Here is a 25458-nt window from a genome sequence, read left to right on the forward strand (position 1 = left end):
AAATAAAAAAAGCCCAGAGAATCTCTGAGCTTTTTACTTATGCCGACTTAGGAAGACTATCAGGGGCTTGTACTGGCAGTACCTCTGGTAGAGCAGGGATAGAATCATTCACTGATTTTACATCTGTACCTTCATCCTCATCTTCGTCATCATCCTTTGCTCCTTGTCCCAATACTTCACTTGCTTTATATCTACCTAACTTAATTTTAAAATCTTCTGCATTACCTGTTATTCTCATTGGTATTCCTATAATACCTAATGGAGGCAATCCCAATCTAAATCCAATATTTAAATCTCCATCTAAACTTACTTGTCCCTCAAAACGTGGCCTAAAACCAGCCATCTTCATTTTAGTTCGTTCAATAGTCATTACATTATCTTTAATAGATGATTTAATATTAACGTCAGATAATGTTCCTTTTTCTAACGATTTAGCATCCGTCTTATCTGCAATAGCTCCTAAAAGTTTAAATCCTTTAAAACTAATATTTGCTAATGATAATGTACCTTGACCTTCAATGCTCTTCATTACAGGGAACATACTACTGTTTAATTTCCCTTTCAAACTATAATCTAAAGAAACCGTTCCGTAAGCATCCTTCGCCATTGTCACCATTTCTCTAAACAAAGTAATTTCTTTATATGCTCTTTGAATATCAAATTCAGAAGCTTTTAAATGATAACTAAACAATGCACTTCTATAACCTGTTGGTTCATAAGTTCCATTCATAGCAACATTTGTTCCTATCAAATTAAACTTAGTATCTTTCAAATCTATACCTCCTTTAAAAACAACTAGATTACCTGTAAAGTTTTCAATATTGTATTCTGTGTATTTAATCTTATCAGCTACAGCATTAAAGGCAATATTAATGTCTTTAGGAACCTGAATAACACCTGCGTTAGATGTATTTGCTGTTGTGACATTACTAGTTTTATTATTTGCAAACATCATAAATTCATCAACATTCATATAAGGAGTTTGTAAATCAAAGTTCCCTTTTAAAGTATCTCCTTTCAGCATATAACCAATCACATTCGTCAAGTATCCATTCATAGAAAATTTAGAACTACCATAAGTAGCTTCAAATTTCTCAAACTTCATCTTTTCTTTATAGAACTTGAATACTCCTTTTTTAATATGTAATGGTTTTGGGAACATCTCAGAAGTCACAGTTATATTGTCTACTTCAAATTTCCCACCATTCTTTAATTTATCAAAATCTCCTTTTACAGCATCACTTTGTAATCCACTTAAGAAAAGACTCGTTAATAATCTACCGCGTACATCTATTCCATCAATCTTAAACAACTTATATAGGTTACCTATATTCAATGTTCCTTTTGACTTCACATTATAATTTAAGTTATTTAAATTATACAAACTAGCAGCTAATTGGAAAGGTTCTCCTGCTATTTTAAAGTCAATTGGTAAGACTTTAATTGTTAAGTCATGTAGAGATCCACGCTTACTCTTAATGATCGTATGAATCTGAATATTCTCTATTGGTAAGTCAGGTATACGTTTAAATTGAACATATCCATTGACAAACTTAATTTCAGAATCAATTACAGGGAATAGTTTACGCTTTGGCTCGTATGTTCCCTTTATACTACCCTTTGCATCAATCACACCTCTAAGCACAATATCTTCTATAGGTATGAATTCCTTTATATTCTCTAAGTCCACTTTAGCATCTACATCCGCCTCAATATTGTAATCACGTAGATTCTTTAGATATATATTACCTTTTATAAAATTACTCATAGCAGATAACGAAATATCAGCAATTCTAACAGAAGTATTTTTATAATTAGAATCCTTAGCTGCTATATCAAAGTTAAAGTTAATAGCTTCTAATGCTTCTGGTAATTGTTCTAACTTAAAATATCCATCTTTTATAGATCCTTTTAAATCGAATTGAGGAATACTAGTGATAGTACTGTCTCTATATACCTTACGTAAGGTTCTTCTTTCAATAATACCTTTAGAGTAAGTTCCATCAAAAGCTCCATCCAAAGCTAATTCACCACGCATAGCAAATCCTTCAATACCTATTGCTTTTTGAAATAAATCAAGATTAACTATTGAATTTATCTTTCCTTTTGCATTGATAACGGTCAAGCCCTCAACTTCTGCATTGATATCAGTATGTTTATTATCTAAATCAAAAGCCAACTTATTAATAGACACTTTTCCTTTTTCTATATCTAACTTTGGCATTGAATAAGCAAAGTCAAGTTCTACATTTTCTAAAGGCTTACTAACTTGTTTATTTTGTATAAATCCATTCTTTAACTTCAATGATAAATCTACATTAGGACTTAAAGTATCAACAATAACATATTTACCTTTTAATAAAAACTTACCATTAACATCTCCAGCAAATTTAGTATCATCCAACCAATATTGATACTCTGGTGGTATTACTGATAACAGTTGTTCTAGAGTAGCATTCTCTGTTTTAATATCAAAAAGCATATCATAGCCATTCTCAATAAAACCAAAATGTCCTTTAAAATCAACAGGTAAACCTTTAATACGTAAGTCGTTCTTTTCAAAGACAAATGTTAAAGACTTTGTATCTACTTTAGTTTGAAGCTTAGCTAAAATAGGTTTTTCTTTCACATAGTGAACTCCATCAAAATTCAAATCAAAAGAATGTATACTTGCTTTACTCAACAAATCAAATACATCATCGCTCATATTTCCTTGACCAACATAATCAAAATCAGAAGCTATGAAACTCAACTTACTAGCTAAATCATTATAGATTATTTCTGCATTATCAATATGAAGTTCGTCAATCTTTAATTCAAGACTCTCATCGCTTTCTTCTTTTTCATCTGATGGTACAAAAACATCATAATTTGCTTCTCCTTTTTCTGTAACATTAATGTGAACAATAGGACTATCTACGTATATTCTATTAAAAGCTAATTTACCACCTACTATACTAAAGATATCGACACCTAAACTAACAGATTTAGCTTCAAATAAATGATCAGAATACAATGAATCTAATTGTACACCAGCTATACTAGGATTAACTACTGTAGCTGTTAATAAAGGAAATCTATTATAAAATGATAGATCAATTTTCTCAAAGTCTACTTCTCCCTTGATGGATTCTTTCATTAATTCCTTTACCTTAACATTTATTTGATCTGCATAAAATACTGGTACAATATACATTAGTGCTAATACTAATACACATAATACTCCAATGCCTATTCCTAATCTAATAAGAATTTTTTTTACAGTTTTCAACATAGCTTACTTAATCTTCAATATGCGTACAAAGTAACATCTTTTTTTCGCAACTTTAACAAACTTAAACAGAAATATAGTACAACATCTTGTCTGCAGAAACAAAATATGACTAATCCATATAAACAAAAAATCCCCAACCTCATACGAGATTGGGGATTCTATAAAGAAAGGCGGCGACATACTCTCCCACTGGTTAGCAGTACCATCTGCGCTAGCGGGCTTAACTTCTCTGTTCGAAATGGATAGAGGTGAGCCCCGCTGCAATAACCACCTTAAATCGGTTGTTACACGATTGAGCGTAACTAATATTTTTAACTATATTGATATTTTAAACTTAACTATACTTTAGAAAGTTGCCCTCCCCTTGTATTAACAAGGGGAGATTCACATAAGCTTACGGGTTATTAGTACTACTCGACTTTGACATTACTGTCTTTACATCTATAGCCTATCAACGTTGTAATCTCCAACGACCCTTTAAAGAAATCTCATCTTGTGGTGGGTTTCGCACTTATATGCTTTCAGCGCTTATCCCTTCCCAACGTAGCTACTCTGCGATGCCCCTGGCGAGACAACAGATGCACTAGAGGTTGGTCCAATTCGGTCCTCTCGTACTAGAATCAGATCCACTCAAATTTCTAACGCCCACAGTAGATAGAGACCGAACTGTCTCACGACGTTCTGAACCCAGCTCGCGTGCCACTTTAATGGGCGAACAGCCCAACCCTTGGGACCTTCTCCAGCCCCAGGATGTGACGAGCCGACATCGAGGTGCCAAACCCCCCCGTCGATATGAGCTCTTGGGGGAGATCAGCCTGTTATCCCCGGCGTACCTTTTATCCTTTGAGCGATGGCCCTTCCATGCGGAACCACCGGATCACTATGCTCTACTTTCGTACCTGTTCGACTTGTTAGTCTTTCAGTCAAGCTCCCTTATACCATTGCACTCTACGCACGGTTACCAAGCGTGCTGAGGGAACCTTTAGAAGCCTCCGTTACTCTTTTGGAGGCGACCACCCCAGTCAAACTACCCACCAAGCAATGTCCTCCTCAATCAAGGAGTTAGATCTCAAATAAGCAAAGGGTGGTATTTCAACAATGACTCCACAACGCCTAGCGACGCCATTTCACAGTCTCCCACCTATCCTACACATCACTTATCCAAGAACAATACTAAGCTATAGTAAAGGTGCACAGGGTCTTTTCGTCCCACTGCGGGTAATCGGCATCTTCACCGATACTACAATTTCACCGAGCTCATGGCTGAGACAGTGTCCAGATCGTTACACCATTCGTGCAGGTCGGAACTTACCCGACAAGGAATTTCGCTACCTTAGGACCGTTATAGTTACGGCCGCCGTTTACTGGGGCTTCAATTCAATGCTTCTCCGAAGATAACATCTCCTCTTAACCTTCCAGCACCGGGCAGGTGTCAGGCCCTATACGTCATCTTACGATTTTGCAGAGCCCTGTGTTTTTGATAAACAGTCGCCTGGACCTTTTCACTGCGGCCAGCTTGCGCTGGCGACCTTTCTCCCGAAGTTACAGGTCTATTTTGCCTAGTTCCTTAGCCATGAATCTCTCGAGCGCCTTAGGATACTCTCCTCGACTACCTGTGTCGGTTTACGGTACGGGTACTAATAATCTAAGTTTAGAAGCTTTTCTTGACAGCCCTTAGGCACACTATCTCGTTGTCCGAAGACTCAAAGTACTATCGCATTTCTCCAAGTCTGACGCATTTTACTATCAAACCTATAGGTACGTGCTTCAACGAACTATTCCGTCAGTTCGCGGTGCTTTCATCACTGTGTCACTCCATCACAATTATTAGTAGTACGGGAATATTAACCCGTTGGCCATCGACGTCCCCCTTCGGGTGTGCCTTAGGTCCCGACTAACCCTCAGCTGATTAGCATAGCTGAGGAAACCTTAGTCTTACGGCGGGGGTGTTTCTCGCACCCCTTATCGTTACTTATGCCTACATTTTCTTTTCTAAAAGCTCCAGCAATTCTCACAAATCACCTTCTGCGCCGTTAGAATGCTCCCCTACCACTCACGCAACTAAATGCGCAAATCCATAGCTTCGGTAGTATACTTATGCCCGATTATTATCCATGCTCGATCGCTCGACTAGTGAGCTGTTACGCACTCTTTAAATGAATGGCTGCTTCCAAGCCAACATCCTAGCTGTCTGGGCAATCAAACCGCGTTTTTTCAACTTAGCATACATTTGGGGACCTTAGCTGATGGTCTGGGTTCTTTCCCTCTCGGACATGGACCTTAGCACCCATGCCCTCACTGATGATTATCATTACTTAGCATTCGGAGTTTGTCAGGAATTGGTAGGCGGTGAAGCCCCCGCATCCAATCAGTAGCTCTACCTCTAAGTAACTATCGATCATCGCTGCACCTAAATGCATTTCGGGGAGTACGAGCTATTTCCGAGTTTGATTGGCCTTTCACCCCTACCCACAGGTCATCCGAAAACTTTTCAGCGTTAAACGGTTCGGTCCTCCATTTAGTGTTACCTAAACTTCAACCTGCCCATGGGTAGATCACACGGTTTCGCGTCTACCACTACTGACTAAAGCGCCCTATTAAGACTCGCTTTCGCTACGGATCCATGACTTAATCACTTATCCTTGCCAGCAACGGTAACTCGTAGGCTCATTATGCAAAAGGCACGCCGTCACCCCACAAAAGGGCTCCGACCGCTTGTAGGCGTATGGTTTCAGGATCTGTTTCACTCCGTTATTCACGGTTCTTTTCACCTTTCCCTCACGGTACTGGTTCACTATCGGTCTCTCAGGAGTATTTAGCCTTAGCGGATGGTCCCGCCAGTTTCAATCAAGGTTTCACGTGCCCCGACCTACTCAGGATACCACTATTCTTATCTTCTCTTACTTATACGGGACTATCACCCTCTTTGGTTTACCTTTCCAGGTAATTCTAATTAAATCCGCAAGAAATCTCGTGGTCCTACAACCCCAAAATTGCCGTAACAACTTTGGTTTGGGCTATTCCGCGTTCGCTCGCCACTACTTACGGAATCACTTTTGTTTTCTTCTCCTCCGCCTACTTAGATGTTTCAGTTCAGCGGGTTCGCCTCCTATTAGGATAATATGTCTTCAACATACTGGGTTGCCCCATTCGGATATCTACGGATCAATTCGTGTGTGCCAATCCCCGTAGCTTTTCGCAGCTTATCACGTCCTTCTTCGCCTCTGAGAGCCTAGGCATTCCCCATACGCCCTTATTTTGCTTATGTGCTTACAATTCTTGCGAATCGTACTTTCTATATATTTCTATATCTTTTTTATTCTTTCTAACTGTTTTGTTAGTTAAGTTTTATCAATATGTCAATGAACTTCTGGACTTCTGTCCTAGTGGAGAATATCGGAGTCGAACCGATGACCTCCTGCGTGCAAGGCAGGCGCTCTAGCCAGCTGAGCTAATCCCCCATATCTAGTGTTTGGTTAACAGCTTACAGTTAACAGTAACTTTTGGGCGGTTAGTTTAACCTCTAGTATTTCCTTCAAATTAGTAAATTAGTAGTCCCGGGCAGACTCGAACTGCCGACCCCTACATTATCAGTGTAGTACTCTAACCAGCTGAGCTACGAGACTCTGTATTACTTAATTCTTTTATTCTTTTTTTTGGTATTAACAGCGAGAGTAAAGTATCATACTTCTATAATTATTCTCTAGAAAGGAGGTGTTCCAGCCGCACCTTCCGGTACGGCTACCTTGTTACGACTTAGCCCTAGTTACTAGTTTTACCCTAGGCAGCTCCTTGCGGTCACCGACTTCAGGTACCCCCAGCTTCCATGGCTTGACGGGCGGTGTGTACAAGGCCCGGGAACGTATTCACCGGATCATGGCTGATATCCGATTACTAGCGATTCCAGCTTCATAGAGTCGAGTTGCAGACTCCAATCCGAACTGAGACAAGCTTTGGAGATTCGCATCCTGTTGCCAGGTAGCTGCTTTCTGTACTTGCCATTGTAGCACGTGTGTAGCCCAGGACGTAAGGGCCGTGATGATTTGACGTCATCCCCACCTTCCTCACGGTTTGCACCGGCAGTCTTGCTAGAGTCCCCGCCACTACGCGCTGGTAACTAACAATAGGGGTTGCGCTCGTTATAGGACTTAACCTGACACCTCACGGCACGAGCTGACGACAACCATGCAGCACCTTGTAAATTGTCCGAAGAAAAATCTGTTTCCAAATCTGTCAATCTACATTTAAGCCCTGGTAAGGTTCCTCGCGTATCATCGAATTAAACCACATGCTCCACCGCTTGTGCGGGCCCCCGTCAATTCCTTTGAGTTTCATTCTTGCGAACGTACTCCCCAGGTGGGATACTTATCACTTTCGCTTAGCCACTCAGTCCGAAAACCGAACAGCTAGTATCCATCGTTTACGGCGTGGACTACCAGGGTATCTAATCCTGTTCGCTCCCCACGCTTTCGTTCATCAGCGTCAATAAATACGTAGTAACCTGCCTTCGCAATTGGTATTCCATGTAATATCTAAGCATTTCACCGCTACACTACATATTCTAGTTACTTCCATACTATTCAAGTCAAACAGTATCAATGGCCGTGTCTTAGTTAAGCTAAGAAATTTCACCACTGACTTATCTGACCGCCTACGAACCCTTTAAACCCAATAATTCCGGATAACGCTCGGATCCTCCGTATTACCGCGGCTGCTGGCACGGAGTTAGCCGATCCTTATTCTTACAGTACCGTCAAGTCCCTACTCGTAGGGAGGTTTCTTCCTGTACAAAAGCAGTTTACAATCCATAGGACCGTCATCCTGCACGCGGCATGGCTGGTTCAGAGTTGCCTCCATTGACCAATATTCCTCACTGCTGCCTCCCGTAGGAGTCTGGTCCGTGTCTCAGTACCAGTGTGGGGGATCTCCCTCTCAGGACCCCTAATCATCGTTGCCTTGGTATGCCGTTACCACACCAACTAGCTAATGATACGCATGCCCATCTTATACCGATAAATCTTTATTATCAATACGATGCCATATCGATAAACCATGGAGCATTAATCCGAATTTCTTCGGGCTATTCCCCTGTATAAGGTAGGTTGCATACGCGTTACTCACCCGTCCGCCGGTCTCAAAAAAGCAAGCTCTTTCTACCCCTCGACTTGCATGTGTTAGGCCTGCCGCTAGCGTTCATCCTGAGCCAGGATCAAACTCTTCATCGTATATTTTTAATTTCGTAAATTAAAAAAGTATAATTCCAAATCTTGCGATTTGCCTTACTCTCTTATTTGTATGCTGTCAATCCAATATGTTTATGAACGTGTCTTCTTATTTCTAAGCCTCACTTGTTTTTCAAAGCGAGTGCAAAAGTAGAACTTTATTTTTTACAATCCAAATGAATTTGAATATTTATTTAAAGTTTTTCCTTTTTTCAGTAAAATTTGTAGATAAAAAATCCTCGCTAGAAAATCAGCGAGGATTTCTAAAGAAAGGCGGCGACATACTCTCCCACTGGTTAGCAGTACCATCTGCGCTAGCGGGCTTAACTTCTCTGTTCGAAATGGATAGAGGTGAGCCCCGCTGCAATAACCACCTTAAATCGGTTGTTACACGATTAGCGTAACTAATATTTTTAACTATATTGATATTTTAAACTTAACTATACCTTAGAAAGTTGCCCTCCCCTTGTATTAACAAGGGGAGATTCACATAAGCTTACGGGTTATTAGTACTACTCGACTTTGACATTACTGTCTTTACATCTATAGCCTATCAACGTTGTAATCTCCAACGACCCTTTAAAGAAATCTCATCTTGTGGTGGGTTTCGCACTTATATGCTTTCAGCGCTTATCCCTTCCCAACGTAGCTACTCTGCGATGCCCCTGGCGAGACAACAGATGCACTAGAGGTTGGTCCAATTCGGTCCTCTCGTACTAGAATCAGATCCACTCAAATTTCTAACGCCCACAGTAGATAGAGACCGAACTGTCTCACGACGTTCTGAACCCAGCTCGCGTGCCACTTTAATGGGCGAACAGCCCAACCCTTGGGACCTTCTCCAGCCCCAGGATGTGACGAGCCGACATCGAGGTGCCAAACCCCCCCGTCGATATGAGCTCTTGGGGGAGATCAGCCTGTTATCCCCGGCGTACCTTTTATCCTTTGAGCGATGGCCCTTCCATGCGGAACCACCGGATCACTATGCTCTACTTTCGTACCTGTTCGACTTGTTAGTCTTTCAGTCAAGCTCCCTTATACCATTGCACTCTACGCACGGTTACCAAGCGTGCTGAGGGAACCTTTAGAAGCCTCCGTTACTCTTTTGGAGGCGACCACCCCAGTCAAACTACCCACCAAGCAATGTCCTCCCCAATAAGGGAGTTAGATCTCAAATAAGCAAAGGGTGGTATTTCAACAATGACTCCACAACGCCTAGCGACGCCATTTCAAAGTCTCCCACCTATCCTACACATCACTTATCCAAGAACAATACTAAGCTATAGTAAAGGTGCACAGGGTCTTTTCGTCCCACTGCGGGTAATCGGCATCTTCACCGATACTACAATTTCACCGAGCTCATGGCTGAGACAGTGTCCAGATCGTTACACCATTCGTGCAGGTCGGAACTTACCCGACAAGGAATTTCGCTACCTTAGGACCGTTATAGTTACGGCCGCCGTTTACTGGGGCTTCAATTCAATGCTTCTCAACAATTACTCATCGATAACATCTCCTCTTAACCTTCCAGCACCGGGCAGGTGTCAGGCCCTATACGTCATCTTACGATTTTGCAGAGCCCTGTGTTTTTGATAAACAGTCGCCTGGACCTTTTCACTGCGGCCAGCTTGCGCTGGCGACCTTTCTCCCGAAGTTACAGGTCTATTTTGCCTAGTTCCTTAGCCATGAATCTCTCGAGCGCCTTAGGATACTCTCCTCGACTACCTGTGTCGGTTTACGGTACGGGTACTAATAATCTAAGTTTAGAAGCTTTTCTTGACAGCCCTTAGGCACACTATCTCGTTGTCCGAAGACTCAAAGTACTATCGCATTTCTCCAAGTTCGACGCATTTTACTATCAAACCTATAGGTACGTGCTTCAACGAACTATTCCGTCAGTTCGCGGTGCTTTCATCACTGTGTCACTCCATCACAATTATTAGTAGTACGGGAATATTAACCCGTTGGCCATCGACGTCCCCCTTCGGGTGTGCCTTAGGTCCCGACTAACCCTCAGCTGATTAGCATAGCTGAGGAAACCTTAGTCTTACGGCGGGGGTGTTTCTCGCACCCCTTATCGTTACTTATGCCTACATTTTCTTTTCTAAAAGCTCCAGCAATTCTCACAAATCACCTTCTGCGCCGTTAGAATGCTCCCCTACCACTCACGCAACTAAATGCGCAAATCCATAGCTTCGGTAGTATACTTATGCCCGATTATTATCCATGCTCGATCGCTCGACTAGTGAGCTGTTACGCACTCTTTAAATGAATGGCTGCTTCCAAGCCAACATCCTAGCTGTCTGGGCAATCAAACCGCGTTTTTTCAACTTAGCATACATTTGGGGACCTTAGCTGATGGTCTGGGTTCTTTCCCTCTCGGACATGGACCTTAGCACCCATGCCCTCACTGATGACTATCATTACTTAGCATTCGGAGTTTGTCAGGAATTGGTAGGCGGTGAAGCCCCCGCATCCAATCAGTAGCTCTACCTCTAAGTAACTATCGATCATCGCTGCACCTAAATGCATTTCGGGGAGTACGAGCTATTTCCGAGTTTGATTGGCCTTTCACCCCTACCCACAGGTCATCCGAAAACTTTTCAGCGTTAAACGGTTCGGTCCTCCATTTAGTGTTACCTAAACTTCAACCTGCCCATGGGTAGATCACACGGTTTCGCGTCTACCACTACTGACTTAAGCGCCCTATTAAGACTCGCTTTCGCTACGGATCCATGACTTAATCACTTATCCTTGCCAGCAACGGTAACTCGTAGGCTCATTATGCAAAAGGCACGCCGTCACCCCACAAAGGGGCTCCGACCGCTTGTAGGCGTATGGTTTCAGGATCTATTTCACTCCGTTATTCACGGTTCTTTTCACCTTTCCCTCACGGTACTGGTTCACTATCGGTCTCTCAGGAGTATTTAGCCTTAGCGGATGGTCCCGCCAGTTTCAATCAAGGTTTCACGTGCCCCGACCTACTCAGGATACCACTATTCTTATCTTCTCTTACTTATACGGGACTATCACCCTCTTCGGTTTACCTTTCCAGGTAATTCTAATTAAATCCGCAAGAAATCTCGTGGTCCTACAACCCCAAAATTGCCGTAACAACTTTGGTTTGGGCTATTCCGCGTTCGCTCGCCACTACTTACGGAATCACTTTTGTTTTCTTCTCCTCCGCCTACTTAGATGTTTCAGTTCAGCGGGTTCGCCTCCATATTGGATAGTATGTCTTCAACATACTGGGTTGCCCCATTCGGATATCTACGGATCAATTCGTGTGTGCCAATCCCCGTAGCTTTTCGCAGCTTATCACGTCCTTCTTCGCCTCTGAGAGCCTAGGCATTCCCCATACGCCCTTATTTTGCTTATGTGCTTACAATTCTTTCGAATCGTACTTTCTATATATTTCTATATCTTTTTTATTCTTTCTAACTGTTTTGTTAGTTAAGTTTTATCAATATGTCAATGAACTTGTGGCGAATCGCCACTGATAATTAAACCAGTTTTGATTTTATGCCGTAGTGGAGAATATCGGAGTCGAACCGATGACCTCCTGCGTGCAAGGCAGGCGCTCTAGCCAGCTGAGCTAATCCCCCATATCTAGTGTTTGGTTAACAGCTTACAGTTAACAGTAACTTTTGGGCGGTTAGTTTAACCTCTAGTATTTCCTTCAATTTAGTAAATTAGTAGTCCCGGGCAGACTCGAACTGCCGACCCCTACATTATCAGTGTAGTACTCTAACCAGCTGAGCTACGAGACTCTGTATTACTTAATTCTTTTATTCTTTTTTTTTGGTATTAACAGCGAGAGTAAAGTATCATACTTCTATAATTATTCTCTAGAAAGGAGGTGTTCCAGCCGCACCTTCCGGTACGGCTACCTTGTTACGACTTAGCCCTAGTTACTAGTTTTACCCTAGGCAGCTCCTTGCGGTCACCGACTTCAGGTACCCCCAGCTTCCATGGCTTGACGGGCGGTGTGTACAAGGCCCGGGAACGTATTCACCGGATCATGGCTGATATCCGATTACTAGCGATTCCAGCTTCATAGAGTCGAGTTGCAGACTCCAATCCGAACTGAGACAAGCTTTGGAGATTCGCATCCTGTTGCCAGGTAGCTGCTTTCTGTACTTGCCATTGTAGCACGTGTGTAGCCCAGGACGTAAGGGCCGTGATGATTTGACGTCATCCCCACCTTCCTCACGGTTTGCACCGGCAGTCTTGCTAGAGTCCCCGCCTTAACGCGCTGGTAACTAACAATAGGGGTTGCGCTCGTTATAGGACTTAACCTGACACCTCACGGCACGAGCTGACGACAACCATGCAGCACCTTGTAAATTGTCCGAAGAAAAATCTGTTTCCAAATCTGTCAATCTACATTTAAGCCCTGGTAAGGTTCCTCGCGTATCATCGAATTAAACCACATGCTCCACCGCTTGTGCGGGCCCCCGTCAATTCCTTTGAGTTTCATTCTTGCGAACGTACTCCCCAGGTGGGATACTTATCACTTTCGCTTAGCCACTCAGTCCGAAAACCGAACAGCTAGTATCCATCGTTTACGGCGTGGACTACCAGGGTATCTAATCCTGTTCGCTCCCCACGCTTTCGTTCATCAGCGTCAATAAATACGTAGTAACCTGCCTTCGCAATTGGTATTCCATGTAATATCTAAGCATTTCACCGCTACACTACATATTCTAGTTACTTCCATATTATTCAAGCTCTGCAGTATCAATGGCAGTGTCCTAGTTAAGCTAGGAAATTTCACCACTGACTTACAAAGCCGCCTACGAACCCTTTAAACCCAATAATTCCGGATAACGCTCGGATCCTCCGTATTACCGCGGCTGCTGGCACGGAGTTAGCCGATCCTTATTCTTACAGTACCGTCAAGTCCCTACTCGTAGGGAGGTTTCTTCCTGTACAAAAGCAGTTTACAATCCATAGGACCGTCATCCTGCACGCGGCATGGCTGGTTCAGAGTTGCCTCCATTGACCAATATTCCTCACTGCTGCCTCCCGTAGGAGTCTGGTCCGTGTCTCAGTACCAGTGTGGGGGATCTCCCTCTCAGGACCCCTAATCATCGTTGCCTTGGTATGCCGTTACCACACCAACTAGCTAATGATACGCATGCCCATCTTATACCGATAAATCTTTATTATCAATACGATGCCATATCGATAAACCATGGAGCATTAATCCGAATTTCTTCGGGCTATTCCCCTGTATAAGGTAGGTTGCATACGCGTTACTCACCCGTGCGCCGGTCTCAAAAAAGCAAGCTCTTTCTACCCCTCGACTTGCATGTGTTAGGCCTGCCGCTAGCGTTCATCCTGAGCCAGGATCAAACTCTTCATCGTATATTTTTAATTTCGTAAATTAAAAAAGTATAATTCCAAATCTTAGCGATTTGCCTTACTCTCTTATTTGTATGCTGTCAATCCAATATGTTTATGAACGTTGTCTTCTTATTTCTAAGTCTCACTTGTTTTTCAAAGCGAGTGCAAAAATAAAAACTTATTTCGAATTAGCAAAACTTTTCTAGAAAATATTTTCCTTTATTTTTTCGCTCAACTCCCGTTTTTACTGAAGCGGACTGCAAAGATACCACCTTATTTTTTACTTATCCAAATTTATTTTTATAAATTTTTCAAAGCTTATTTTTAGTCGTTCTTGCTTCACTTTTTGTTTATGATCGTCTGCCTCTAGAGTCGTTATCACTTCTCTAATGCGGATGCAAAAGTAGTATCTTTTCCCTTACTTCCAAACTTATCTTTGCCTTTTTTTAAAGGTTTTTGAAAAGTATTTCATAACTCATTATTATACCACCTTTTACGAGTAAAAGTTTTTTTATCTTTTTTTAAAGGTTATAGCGTTATGGCGTCTCTATACTATATATACGTAAAGAGCAGCGCTTCATCTTGTACTCTATTATATATATGTAATAATTGAGAATATGCCTTCTTATGCCCTTTCTGTCTATTTCTAAATGTTACTTTATCCTATATAAAGGTGTTTTATCTACTTTTTTGTAGTTGATCTACTTATATAGGTGTGTGTTTTTTGAAGAAAAGTTCATTATTAAGTAGCTATATCCTTGTTTTGAAGAAAAACTAACACACTTTTTTTATTCTCACATTGAGCACTTACCCTCACAAACAACTGTCTATCAACAAGTAAAGTATATTACCAGTATTATCTTTCTAAAACCAAAACACTTCCTAATCCCAGTAATAACAAGCCTTTATACCTACTTCTTCAACACTGCTTCAACATTTCTCTAAGATTACTCTACCTGAGCACCTCTTTCTTGAACCAATATTGAAGAAGTCTTGTCGCGCTCTTGAAGGGGGTTAACTTATGATGACAATAAAAAAGCCCTAGACTATATAGTCCAGGGCTGTATATGAATATAAAACTATTCTAAAATATTATCTAATCGTAATCGTGCAGTTCGACAGATCTTCTATTATTGCTAAAGATTCTACCCTTACTCCTTGCTCTTCTATTAACTTACGTCCGTCTTGAAATGCTTTTTCTATAATGAATCCCATTCCTACTAAATTAGCACCAGACTGTTTTATTAAATCTAGTACTCCTAAAGCAGCATTACCATACGCTAAAAAGTCATCTACAAATAAAACATTGTCTGTAGGCTGAAGAAAATCATTACTTATAACTACATCATACGTTCTATCTTTAGTAAAAGAGTGTATCTGTGTATGTAACATATTTTCCATTGTGCTAGGTTTTTTCTTCTTAGCGAATACCACAGGAAGATTTAATAAATATCCTGTCATAATAGCTGGAGCAATCCCACTAGCCTCAATAGTCATAATTTTATTCACATTAGTTCCTGCAAATCTTCTTACGAATTCTACTCCAATAGATTTCATTAGTACAGGGTCCATCTGATGGTTGATAAAACTGTCTACTTTTAAAATTCCTCCTTCAAAACATCTTCCATCTTGCAAAATTCTCTCTCTTAATAATTCCATATATGTTGTGTTGTATAATTATAAAATGAAAAGGACGACTAAACTTCCTTTGAAAATTGCAAGCGAATTTACGCATAATCCTTTTATCCCTATCCTAGTTCCTTTAAATTCTTTACTCAAGCAAGAAAAAACAGCCTCTATTCTTCTATTAATTTATACCATCCTCTTAAAACTACGTCTTAACACAAAAATCACTACAATAAAAATAGCCCAATCAATCAAAGCACTTGCCCAATAAATACCATTAATCCCAAAAATACGGGGCACAACTAACATAATAGGAACATACAACACTAGCTGTCTAAAAAGCGCAACCAAACTAGCTGGCCTCGCATTCTCTACAGATGGAAACCAAACCATACCCATGAATATAGCTGGCAACACCAACAAAACACTCATATAGACACGAAAATTAATCAATTGATCTATTGAAAATAATTGGTTTGGTATCATTAAGGATAAGACATCCTGAGGGAAAAACATTACTAAACACCAGAAGGGTAATAATAGCCCTACTCCAGTCCAAGTAAATAACACATACGATCGCTTAGTACGAACATAATTCTGGACACCATAATTCATCCCTGCTACTGGCTGAAGTGCACGCATCAATCCGAACATAGGTGTACACAATAATAAATAAAAACGATTAACAGCAGTAAAGAAGGTAATGTCACTATCTGTACCATACTTAGACAAGGCATTAAAAATGACTATATTCTGAATGACAACCATCACCATCATAATCATGGCAGGCATTCCTAGCTTAATAATAAATCTAGTAATCTGCTTATCATTAAAAAATGACCAAACATTAGTCTTAAAAGAAGATTTAGAAAAATGATAATACCCTATACCTAGAATAGTATAAACAATCATCGATACATTAGTAGCCCAAGCAGCACCAACTACCCCACCTCCTAATGTAGAGATAAAAATAGGCTTAAGTACTATATCGATTATTAACCCTATCGCTATCATTATAGCTGCAGTCTTCATCTTTCCTTCTGCGCGAATCATCATATTCAACGCTAAACCATGTACCCAAAAGAAAGTACCTAATAGAATAACCTTATAATACTGGGAAGCTAAAATAGCTATCTCCCCTCTGCCTCCCATCAAATAGATTAGTTCATCGGCAAAAATATAGGCGGGAAGCATAAAAGCCACGGAGAATAAAATGCTAAGAAAATTAACTGAACCTAAACATCTAGCCAAATTACTCTGATCATCTGCTCCTATCCAAATACTAATAGCGGCACCTGCACCCGTGCCTATAAGGCTACCGATAGCTTGTCCAATCTGTGCTAAAGGAAAAGCTATCCCAACAGCTGCCAATGCTGTATCATTAATCAGGTGCCCAACAAAGACACCGTCTAAAAAGTTATTTAGCCCAAATAAGACCATCGCTATAATAGCTGGCCAAGACATCTGCCACATCACATTAGGCAAATTGCCTTTTAAAATCAATTGTTTCTGTTTATCCATATTTATAAGTGAATGATTTAATAATTCTCACAGATAAACATTAGAAACAAGGATAAGAAGATTTCTTTCTTTACAACTTAGTCGCTTTTAGAATAACAAATGGACGTACAACAGCTTGTCCCAACTTATTAGTTGTATTCTCCATATACTGCCATTGTTCTATATTATAGAAACCAATATTAGTCAATAAACGAATAAGCCACTCTGTCTTATGAAAATGGAAGACTTCTTCTGTAGCAAAAGCTTGTTTTAGAGCAAAGTCCTTCTGAATATACGATAAAGTTAATTGTCCTTCTGAACGTAAAATACGATATATATCTTGAAAATACTTATTTGGCTCTTCCCAAAAATAAATAGTGTTGATCGAAAAGAAACCGTCAAAAGATTTGTCTTCAAAATCCATTCTTCCTGTATCATTCCCTAAAGACAATTTGACTTTACTTTCTTTTATTAGCTCTTTATTGAATTCGGCTGCTTCACTTAACATGACATCAGATAACTCAATACCTTCATAACTCAAGCTTTTTTCTTTAGAAAACAAATATGGCAAATGGCGACCATTACCAAACCCTAATTCTAGAATATGCATCCCTGCTTTAATGTTTAAGCGGTCAATAGTTTTATAAATCATATTGCTATTGGATGCATACATCCTATTTCCAACCCTAACTCCATCATCTCCACTAGGACATTTAAGCTGCTTTGCTAATTCAATATTATCCATTGGCTCCATATACTATAAATTTTGACCAAATATAGTTATTTAGAATTAATCTTAATAATTATATTTGTGCAAATTTCCTTCATGTAACTAAAATAGTTGTTACCTAAAAAGGAATAAACTTTACGCAAAACGGATTATTATGGAAATGATCATTAAGGACATCAATACAAAAGAGATCTTACTAGAGAAAAGATATCAAACTTTATGCTCAGAAACAGCTAATCTAGATAAATGTAAGACCATACGCATCCACAATGATATAGTAGAAAATAAAGTAACAGAGTACTATAATCAGAATTCTATTCTAATCTTCGGGATGATGAATATAAAAAAGGATATCTCTATAGAGATGTATACAGATGAACCATTTTATGAAATGCACTTTTGTATAAATGGTAGATCAGCCTTTAATTCGACTTACAACAATGTAAAGTTTAATAAAAATCAACACAACCTATATTTACAAAAAGAACTACAAGGTACTTTTAAACAAAATGAAAACAGCAATGAATATATGGAGGTACTATTCCCTCAAGACCATGTGGACTCCTTAATTAATCAATATGAAGGTCTGATCCCTCCTATCAATAAAACAAACAACCAGTTATTCCAAAACAATGCTTTAGTAAACGTAGAAATAAAAGCAGTTCTTACCGAAATTTATAACACAAATAGAACTGGTGTCATGAAACAATTATACTTAGATGTAAAGAGTAAAGAATTACTCCTATTACAATTCGAGCAATATATACGTTTAAATTCCAATAAGGATTTGACAAAAATATCTCTATCTGATAAACAAAAACTGGCAGAAGCTAAAGAACACATAGAACAAAACTATCAAGCCCCTCTTAGTTTATCAGAACTTGCACTAGAAGTGGGATTAAATGATTATAAACTAAAGAAAGGCTTCAAAGAGGTCTACAATACTACAATATTCGGATATGTGTATCAATTAAGAATGGAATACGCTCATAAATTGTTGCGCAACACAACTATACCTATCAAAGAAATAGCTCACTACTGTGGATATGAGCATGTACAACACTTCACTTCTGCCTTTAAACGTATGTATCAAACTACACCAGCTAAATACAGAGAAGCTTAGAATTTCTTCTTTAAGGGGCTTATCAAATTTCTTTTGAAAGCTCTGACTTCCTTTTTAGGATATGGTAGTTTAGTGATATCAACATCTCCTATCCCTTGAACTCTAACCATAATCTCAAGAAGAGTAATTTTAGCTCTAGTGTTCTCTTGTGTGATGACAAACTTAACCAGATCAGATTCATAGTAAACGCTATCTTTCTGTCCCTCTTCGACATCTAATAATCTACCTAGTACATATTAATCATTTAGTTCATAATGTATCAAATCATTAACCGAGTCAATTACAATAGGTCTTTGAACAGGAGTAAGTTTATTATTCCACTCCTGCACTTTTTCTACTTGAACTTCATTTAATTTTTGAATCAGTTCTCTCTTCGTTCCTTTAAAATAATACTCTTGGTCCTGAATAGGATAAAAAGTAGATACTTTAGGAATCTGAGAAGTTGCCATAAAAGAAAAAATAGAAAGATAAATCACTCCTACTTTGGCACTGCGATATGATCTATGGATAGTAATATTATTAAATACATAATAGGACAACACCACACTGACTAAAGCCATATAGTCAGTATAATCAACCACCCGTCCGATAGATAATCCAAAACCATTAAGCCATGATAACACAGGGGTAGATAAAGGACTTTTAAACCATATAAACAATAACACTGTACTTATATGAATACCTCTAGTATATTTTGGAAAAAAGGCAGACCAAAAAAATGGGAAGATAAATAGTCCTGTAAAATCTGATAGTTTGCCCGTTATCACATTAGAAAACTCTTCTTTCAACCAAAAATCATTACACAGAAGCAAAGCTAGGCATACTAAAAATAAAGGATGTAGAATCTTATTAGAATGTGTAACTATAGGCATCATAGACAGATTAAAAACTTAAAAGTAATAAAAAAACCCCAAGAGCGACAATCTTGGGGTTTTCTAACAAAAATAAACTAACAACTCAATAAACAACAAATACTTGAAGTACTGTATGATTACATTGAATCACATACATAACCTGCGACAACAAATAGTTATGTAATATTATTAATTACCTTAATAGGCTATATTCAAATCTTGGGTATCCACGTTCACCTTTTTCATTCATAAAGCTCAATACACGCATCTTATAGTAGTTGCCTTTTGAATCTTTAATTACGTAAAAGATATTAGTAAATAATTTTTTATCATTCGCTACGTCCCTCCATGTACCACCTATAGTACGTAAATCTAAAGATAGTGCGCTTTTATCTACATCAGCTAAAGAGAAATTCTTATACATTGTTTTATCCTTTTCAGGTATTGTAACTTTATAAGCAGTAACACCCGCATATCTATTGTTTACAATAAAATCTGAATAACCATAAGAACCTTTAGGATCTCCGTTTTGATCAACTGTATTTGTAAATACAGTAAAGTTTAAATCCCATTTTTGTTTACTTGGTTCAACATTAACAATCTTATTAGTATCGAAACTAAAGAAAACAAAGTTATAAGATGAATTCTTCTCTATAAACACTTCCTTATGTGTACTATCATTTAAATCTGCATACTGCAGTAGATAACCTTGATCTTTTCTTAGTATTCTAATCTTCTTCCATCCTCTTGTATCACCAGTTACATTTACAGAACCTGCAGCAACACTAGAAGCACCAGGTTTAAAACCTAAGTTTACTAAATAAACTTTATTTTCATCAGGGTTAAGTTTTACCTCCTTAATTGCTGTTGCTGATAATTCACCAGTAGGAGCATCTATATAAGCAACATTAGCTGGATCAAATGTACCTATCTGTACCTGAGTTTTTAGACTCGTTACATCACTTTCTCTCACTTTATCAATATCTGTACTTGATAAAGCACTTGTAGCCATATAAATAGATCCGTTCAATTTAACTCTAAACTCTTTATCTGCATAAAAGGCTAAGTCCCAAGAATCACGTTGTACAAGATACATTGCCTTTCCTCCTAAATCTACGTATACTTGTTTAGGTTGGCTCGGTCCACCAATAGCAGGCATTAAAAGACCTCCAATAGCTGTATCAAAACTAACCACCATCACATTATATCCTTGAATCTTAGGTTCTTTTATTGAATAATTAACCTTCACTATATCAAACTGGACTGTCTTATCAGAACGATCATAAGGATATATTAGGTTATTAAATACAAAATTCACTTTTCGATCGCCTTTAGCGAAAGGAATAGTTAATATACCCGCTTTAGCACTTGGAATAGTATTATAATCTACATCATATCTTGCATTTACTTCAGAAACTCTCATCTCAATACTACCCGCTTCGGCAGCCGGTTCAGAAAAAATCACATTTAATTCTTTCTTTTCTACGATTTCTCCATAACTGATAGATTGTTCTTCATAAGCTACAATAAAATCCCTTGTGTCACTATTACCATTCTTAGAATCCTTTTCACATGATATCATCATAAAAAGAGATACAATAAATATGCTAATATGTAATAAACGTCTCATCATCATTAAAAACCTAATTTATATTGTAATTTTACAAAGAAGCTTCTTCCATATCCCAGTGGTTGTGAAGGAGAAGAAGAGCTATGCGCTGTTCCAGAACTTGTTGTTGATGTTAAATCTTTAACATCAAATATATTTCTTACCCCAACTGTTGCAAACAACATATTCTTAAAGAAAGGCTGGCGGACACTAAAATCCATCCAAGAATAGCTTTCTTGCTTTCCTTTCATATAGTATTCACCAAAAAGATCTGACTCCATCTTATAACGATACTCTTCCCCATTAAATTTATAATATAACGAGAACATAGTCCCTGTAGATGGCAACTTATAACTAACATTAGCTGTCACTTCAGGAGTATATAAGAATTTATCTGTATCACTAGGAGCACCATATATTTGCTGAGCAGCCCCTGAATAAGTAAAACCAAGACCTACATCTAATGTTTTCCAACGCAATTGATTCAAGAAAGTTACTCCTATATTTCTATAACGATTAACATTATGATATTTATACTTAAGTCCTGATGGATCAATAATCTGAATTACATCAATCTTATCTTGTACATTCAAAAAACGTCCAGTCAAACTACTACTAAATTCAATATCTTCACTAAATTCTACTGCCTTTTTAATATTCAAAAAGAACGTCTTCCCTTTCTCAGGATTTAAATTTGGATTACCTTGTAAATCATGATTAACGTCTACAAAATACGTATATAACTCTTCATAATTAGGCAAACGAGGTGATGTGCCTACAGTAGCACGAATCTCATAATTATTTGGCAATACATATTTAAGCATTAAACTCATAGCATGCTGACTGTCAAAAGTATTTGAAGTCATTAAACGGTATCCAGGACGAATCATGAAATTAGGCATAACGTCAATCTCTGATGAAGCATAAAAATCATAACTTCCTAAAGATCTGCTTTGAGGAGATTCTCCTAATGATTCGCTCATTAATGAATACCCTTTACTATTCGCTACTTCATATCCTACTTGGAATCTAGCTCTCTCCCATTTAATAAAATCACTAAAAGTTCCCCTCGAAAAGAACACTTCTCTACTTTCACTTTTATATGAGTTTTTATCAAATTTCTCGTCATACTTAATTCTATATCTATAAAAATCTATCTCCCTCTCTTGTTTCTGATAAGTAAAAGACAAATCAAAACGGAAAAGATCTTGAAATTTACCAGAAGTATTTAGAACGTTAGACCATCTCTTTGTATTCGTAATACGATCTTTAGCAATAGGATCAATCGTTTCAAACACAGGATCCTCGTTTACCTCGAAGGTCTTACTATAATCCTTCATTCTCTCATCAAAGTATTCGAACTTATAGAATACACGATAAGACTTATGGTGGTAATTCAGAAGAGCCTTTACATTATTTTGATTCTTTGGTAACCATTCGTGCCCCCTTTTATCCTCATCTCCATAATAAGTAAACCCTTTTCTATCATTAAACCATCCTTTAAAATCATTATGAGTATAACTAACACTTGCATATAAATTATCATTTATATTATGTCCTATCGTTAGCCCCTGAATATGCTTTCCTTTATTCTTCAAATTATATTCATCACCAACAGTCTCTTCTTGTGTAAAGAAATTTACGTTCCAATCATGAATATTATTTTTCTTAGTAATGATATTTATAATTCCTGTTACTGCATTGGCTCCATAGTCAACCCCCATGGCTCCTTCTACAATTTCTACTTGTTCAATATCATCTAAGTTAATCTGAGTAAGGTCTGTATTATTACCAAAGCCTTCATCAGAAATCATAGGTACATTATCCACTAGTATCGTAAAATACTGGGCGTCTAAACCAAACATCTTCACAGTAGATCTACCTGTACCAGCATTTGGTAGTATAGATATATTCATCACTTGATTTAATGCGTCAGCTAATGTTACTGCCCCTAAATTTTCTAAACGTTGCCTATTCAGAACTGTCACATTATTAACAGCCTTATTTATAGATTGTGGACTATACTGTCCAGAGATAACAATTTCTCCAAGATTAGCATTGGGTGGCGTTATAGTATCTTGTACTTGAGCAAAAGTAAATGCTGGAATTGCACAAAAAGCACTCAGTACAAATATGGTATTACGCTTCATTTATTCTTTTTGTTTTTTATTTAGATGATTTCTTGATTGCAAAGATAGAAAAATATCTTATTTAAAATGAATTTAAATAATTATTTTGTAAATAAAAAAACGAAGCTATTGCTTCGTTTTCAGTATATCAAAATAAATATCTATCTAATTCTTAGGTAAGAACACTTCTGCCATCATACAACGAGCACTTCCACCACCACAAGCTTCTATAGTATCTAAGCTACTATGTAAGATTGGACAATGCTTTTCTATTGCTTTTATTTGATTAGCGTCTAAACTATTATAAGCTTGCGTTGACATTACTAAATAACGTTGATCGTTTGCTCCTTTTACTTGTAACATATTACCAGCAAAATTATTAACTTGTTCTTCCGTAATAGTAATAACTTCTTTTCCTGTGCTCTTTAAACTATTTAAGACTGTTTTTCTCTCTTGTTTATCATCAATACAATCTGCGCAAATTACAGCAAATGTTTCGGCTAAACACATCATAACATTAGTGTGATAGATATGTTTTCTTTCTCCATCTACTGTTTGAAACGCTTCAAAAATTACCGGGTCTGTCTCAAAATCTTCACAAAACTCAATAACTAAACCTTCATCAGCACGTGGTGACAATGCACAATACGTCTTTTCATTAGCTCTATCTAACAATAAACTTCCTGTTCCTTCTAAGAATAAATCATCTTCTTCCGCCGACGTATAATCCCATATATCATCATCAATTACAAAGCCCTCTTTCTCCAAGATATCAAATATATCTTCTCTTCTCTCCAGCCTTCTATTCTCAGCAAACATTGGGTAAAGAACTACTTCTCCACTTTCGTGAAAAGAAATCCAGTTATTCGGGAAAATACTATCTGGTGTATCAGGATCTACAGTATCTTCTACTACAATAACATTAACTCCAACAGCTCTTAATTTTTCTACGAAAGCATCAAACTCTTGTTGAGCTTTTGCATTAACTGTAGCAGGAGTTGTATTATCAAGTACTTTTTGATAATAGTTATTTACTGCAGTTTGTTCGTTCATACGAAACGCCACAGGGCGAATCATTAATATTGTATTAGTAGTTTGATTCATAACATATATTTTAATCACGTATCAAAGGTAATGTAGAACATCTTAATAACCCCTCTTGTTTTGCAATTTCTGCATAAGGAATCTCTTCTACAACGAAATTATTATCTCTTAACCAATTATTCAGTCTTGTGAAATTACGTTCAGACACAATAACTTCTGGGCTAATAGAAAATACATTCGAAAACATATGATACATTTCTTCTCTTTCAATGTGGAATAAGTTGTCTTTACCGAAAATTTCAACTAATTGATAGTATTCTTTCTCATCATAAAAACCACCTTTATAGATTATTCCTTTATCATTTCCGATTGGTTGAAAACAACAATCTAAATGCAATGCATTATCACGAGGTTCTGTTCTAGACTTCACCAAGTCAAATGATAAAACTGTTTTATTAGGGAATAATTCTTTAATAAAATCAACACCTAGTTGATTTGTTCTTGCTGTAATATATTCTTTATAATCTGGACGCTTATAGCTTCCTATAAAAATATAATCATTCCATGGCATTACATCTCCTCCTTCAAAGTGTACTTCTTCTGGAGCAGAGATTATAGATGCAGGATTAATTTGATCTAACACATACTGTATTGCATGTAATTCACGATCTCTATCTGGTAGGATATTCGCTTTAATGAATTTATCTTCAATCACAAATCCAATATCACGAGTAAAAATTTGATTGTAGTCTTCAATGATTTCAGGTCTATACACCTTTACATCATATTTTTCGAATACTTTATTAAAAGCATCCATTTCTTGAATCATGTCAGATTCTACAGGATAAGTACCTGCTTTAATATGCTCTAACGACTTAGGGTCGTAAGCTTCTTCTACTGTAGGTGTGGGTCCGATACTATTAGCTGTACCTAGGACCACAGCCCGCAATCTCGAGGTTTCATTCTTAACGTTTAACTTAAGCATAAATATTGATTTT

General features: G+C 38.0%; 10 protein-coding genes, 4 tRNA genes and 6 rRNA genes. 1 reads left to right on the top strand and 19 read right to left on the bottom strand.

From position 1 onward, the window contains the following. Positions 1-37: 37 nt before the first annotated feature. The 14 genes from MYRA21_RS02680 to MYRA21_RS02745 form a co-directional block, all read right to left on the bottom strand. On the bottom strand, positions 38-3274 hold the full coding sequence (locus tag MYRA21_RS02680; protein WP_006260364.1) for an AsmA-like C-terminal region-containing protein: 3237 nt from the start codon (positions 3272-3274) through the stop codon (positions 38-40). 165 nt (positions 3275-3439) lie between these two features. Then, positions 3440-3549: ribosomal RNA gene (gene rrf / locus MYRA21_RS02685) — 5S ribosomal RNA — on the bottom strand. Between the two features lie 109 nt (positions 3550-3658). Continuing rightward, a 23S ribosomal RNA gene (locus tag MYRA21_RS02690) occupies positions 3659-6542 on the bottom strand. A 119-nt stretch (positions 6543-6661) separates the two neighbouring features. Beyond that, a tRNA-Ala gene (locus MYRA21_RS02695) sits at positions 6662-6735 on the bottom strand. 91 nt (positions 6736-6826) lie between these two features. After that, positions 6827-6900: transfer RNA gene (locus MYRA21_RS02700), tRNA-Ile, on the bottom strand. 81 nt (positions 6901-6981) lie between these two features. Further along, positions 6982-8499: ribosomal RNA gene (locus tag MYRA21_RS02705) — 16S ribosomal RNA — on the bottom strand. Between the two features lie 265 nt (positions 8500-8764). Beyond that, positions 8765-8874 (bottom strand): 5S ribosomal RNA (gene rrf / locus MYRA21_RS02710). A 108-nt stretch (positions 8875-8982) separates the two neighbouring features. Next, positions 8983-11876 (bottom strand): 23S ribosomal RNA (locus MYRA21_RS02715). A 151-nt stretch (positions 11877-12027) separates the two neighbouring features. Continuing rightward, positions 12028-12101: transfer RNA gene (locus MYRA21_RS02720), tRNA-Ala, on the bottom strand. A gap of 91 nt (positions 12102-12192) precedes the next feature. After that, positions 12193-12266: transfer RNA gene (locus tag MYRA21_RS02725), tRNA-Ile, on the bottom strand. 82 nt (positions 12267-12348) lie between these two features. Further along, a 16S ribosomal RNA gene (locus MYRA21_RS02730) occupies positions 12349-13866 on the bottom strand. The 16S, 23S and 5S rRNA genes sit together here with 4 tRNA genes alongside, the layout of an rRNA operon. Before the next feature lie 1071 nt (positions 13867-14937). After that, the gene (xpt, locus tag MYRA21_RS02735) at positions 14938-15504 is read right to left on the bottom strand and encodes a xanthine phosphoribosyltransferase (RefSeq protein ID WP_006259458.1); all 567 of its coding nucleotides are present in this window, start codon (positions 15502-15504) and stop codon (positions 14938-14940) included. A 153-nt stretch (positions 15505-15657) separates the two neighbouring features. Further along, a complete protein-coding gene (locus MYRA21_RS02740; RefSeq protein WP_006259459.1) occupies positions 15658-16992 on the bottom strand; it encodes an MATE family efflux transporter in 1335 nt (444 codons plus the stop codon). 70 nt (positions 16993-17062) lie between these two features. Then, positions 17063-17725, bottom strand: coding sequence for a class I SAM-dependent methyltransferase (locus tag MYRA21_RS02745; protein ID WP_006259460.1), 663 nt, complete (start codon positions 17723-17725; stop codon positions 17063-17065). 130 nt (positions 17726-17855) lie between these two features. On the opposite strand from MYRA21_RS02745, the gene MYRA21_RS02750 reads away from it, so the two are divergent. Further along, entirely contained in the window at positions 17856-18824 is a 969-nt protein-coding gene (locus tag MYRA21_RS02750; protein ID WP_006259461.1) for an AraC family transcriptional regulator, read from the top strand. Between the two features lie 236 nt (positions 18825-19060). Here MYRA21_RS02750 and MYRA21_RS02755 read toward each other — a convergent pair whose 3' ends face one another. From MYRA21_RS02755 to MYRA21_RS02775, 5 genes are all read right to left on the bottom strand, one after another. Next, positions 19061-19699, bottom strand: a complete 639-nt coding sequence (locus MYRA21_RS02755; RefSeq protein WP_006259462.1) for a hypothetical protein — start codon at positions 19697-19699, stop codon at positions 19061-19063. Between the two features lie 172 nt (positions 19700-19871). Continuing rightward, positions 19872-21263: an HmuY family protein gene (locus MYRA21_RS02760; protein WP_230486186.1), complete on the bottom strand. Its 1392-nt coding sequence runs from the start codon at positions 21261-21263 to the stop codon at positions 19872-19874. 50 nt (positions 21264-21313) lie between these two features. Beyond that, complete coding sequence (locus MYRA21_RS02765; RefSeq protein WP_016650416.1) at positions 21314-23437, bottom strand: TonB-dependent siderophore receptor; 2124 nt, start codon at positions 23435-23437, stop codon at positions 21314-21316. 144 nt (positions 23438-23581) lie between these two features. After that, positions 23582-24520: a citrulline utilization hydrolase CtlX gene (gene ctlX, locus MYRA21_RS02770; RefSeq protein WP_006259465.1), complete on the bottom strand. Its 939-nt coding sequence runs from the start codon at positions 24518-24520 to the stop codon at positions 23582-23584. A gap of 10 nt (positions 24521-24530) precedes the next feature. Further along, on the bottom strand, positions 24531-25445 hold the full coding sequence (locus tag MYRA21_RS02775; RefSeq protein WP_006259466.1) for a dimethylarginine dimethylaminohydrolase family protein: 915 nt from the start codon (positions 25443-25445) through the stop codon (positions 24531-24533). Positions 25446-25458 lie beyond the last annotated feature (13 nt).

The organism is Myroides sp. A21 (assembly GCF_000807225.1).
Taxonomy (GTDB): Bacteria; Bacteroidota; Bacteroidia; order Flavobacteriales; family Flavobacteriaceae; genus Flavobacterium; species Flavobacterium odoratimimum.

What these genes read in the sequence shown, in the direction of transcription:
- MYRA21_RS02750 (WP_006259461.1), top strand. Translation starts at nt 17,856, where the DNA reads ATGGAAATGATCATTAAGGACATCAATACAAAAGAGATCTTACTAGAG.
- MYRA21_RS02775 (WP_006259466.1), bottom strand. Translation starts at nt 25,445, where the DNA reads ATGCTTAAGTTAAACGTTAAGAATGAAACCTCGAGATTGCGGGCTGTG.
- MYRA21_RS02740 (WP_006259459.1), bottom strand. Translation starts at nt 16,992, where the DNA reads ATGGATAAACAGAAACAATTGATTTTAAAAGGCAATTTGCCTAATGTG.
- ctlX (WP_006259465.1), bottom strand. Translation starts at nt 24,520, where the DNA reads ATGAATCAAACTACTAATACAATATTAATGATTCGCCCTGTGGCGTTT.
- MYRA21_RS02755 (WP_006259462.1), bottom strand. Translation starts at nt 19,699, where the DNA reads ATGATGCCTATAGTTACACATTCTAATAAGATTCTACATCCTTTATTT.
- xpt (WP_006259458.1), bottom strand. Translation starts at nt 15,504, where the DNA reads ATGGAATTATTAAGAGAGAGAATTTTGCAAGATGGAAGATGTTTTGAA.
- MYRA21_RS02765 (WP_016650416.1), bottom strand. Translation starts at nt 23,437, where the DNA reads ATGAAGCGTAATACCATATTTGTACTGAGTGCTTTTTGTGCAATTCCA.
- MYRA21_RS02680 (WP_006260364.1), bottom strand. Translation starts at nt 3,274, where the DNA reads ATGTTGAAAACTGTAAAAAAAATTCTTATTAGATTAGGAATAGGCATT.
- MYRA21_RS02760 (WP_230486186.1), bottom strand. Translation starts at nt 21,263, where the DNA reads ATGATGATATCATGTGAAAAGGATTCTAAGAATGGTAATAGTGACACA.
- MYRA21_RS02745 (WP_006259460.1), bottom strand. Translation starts at nt 17,725, where the DNA reads ATGGAGCCAATGGATAATATTGAATTAGCAAAGCAGCTTAAATGTCCT.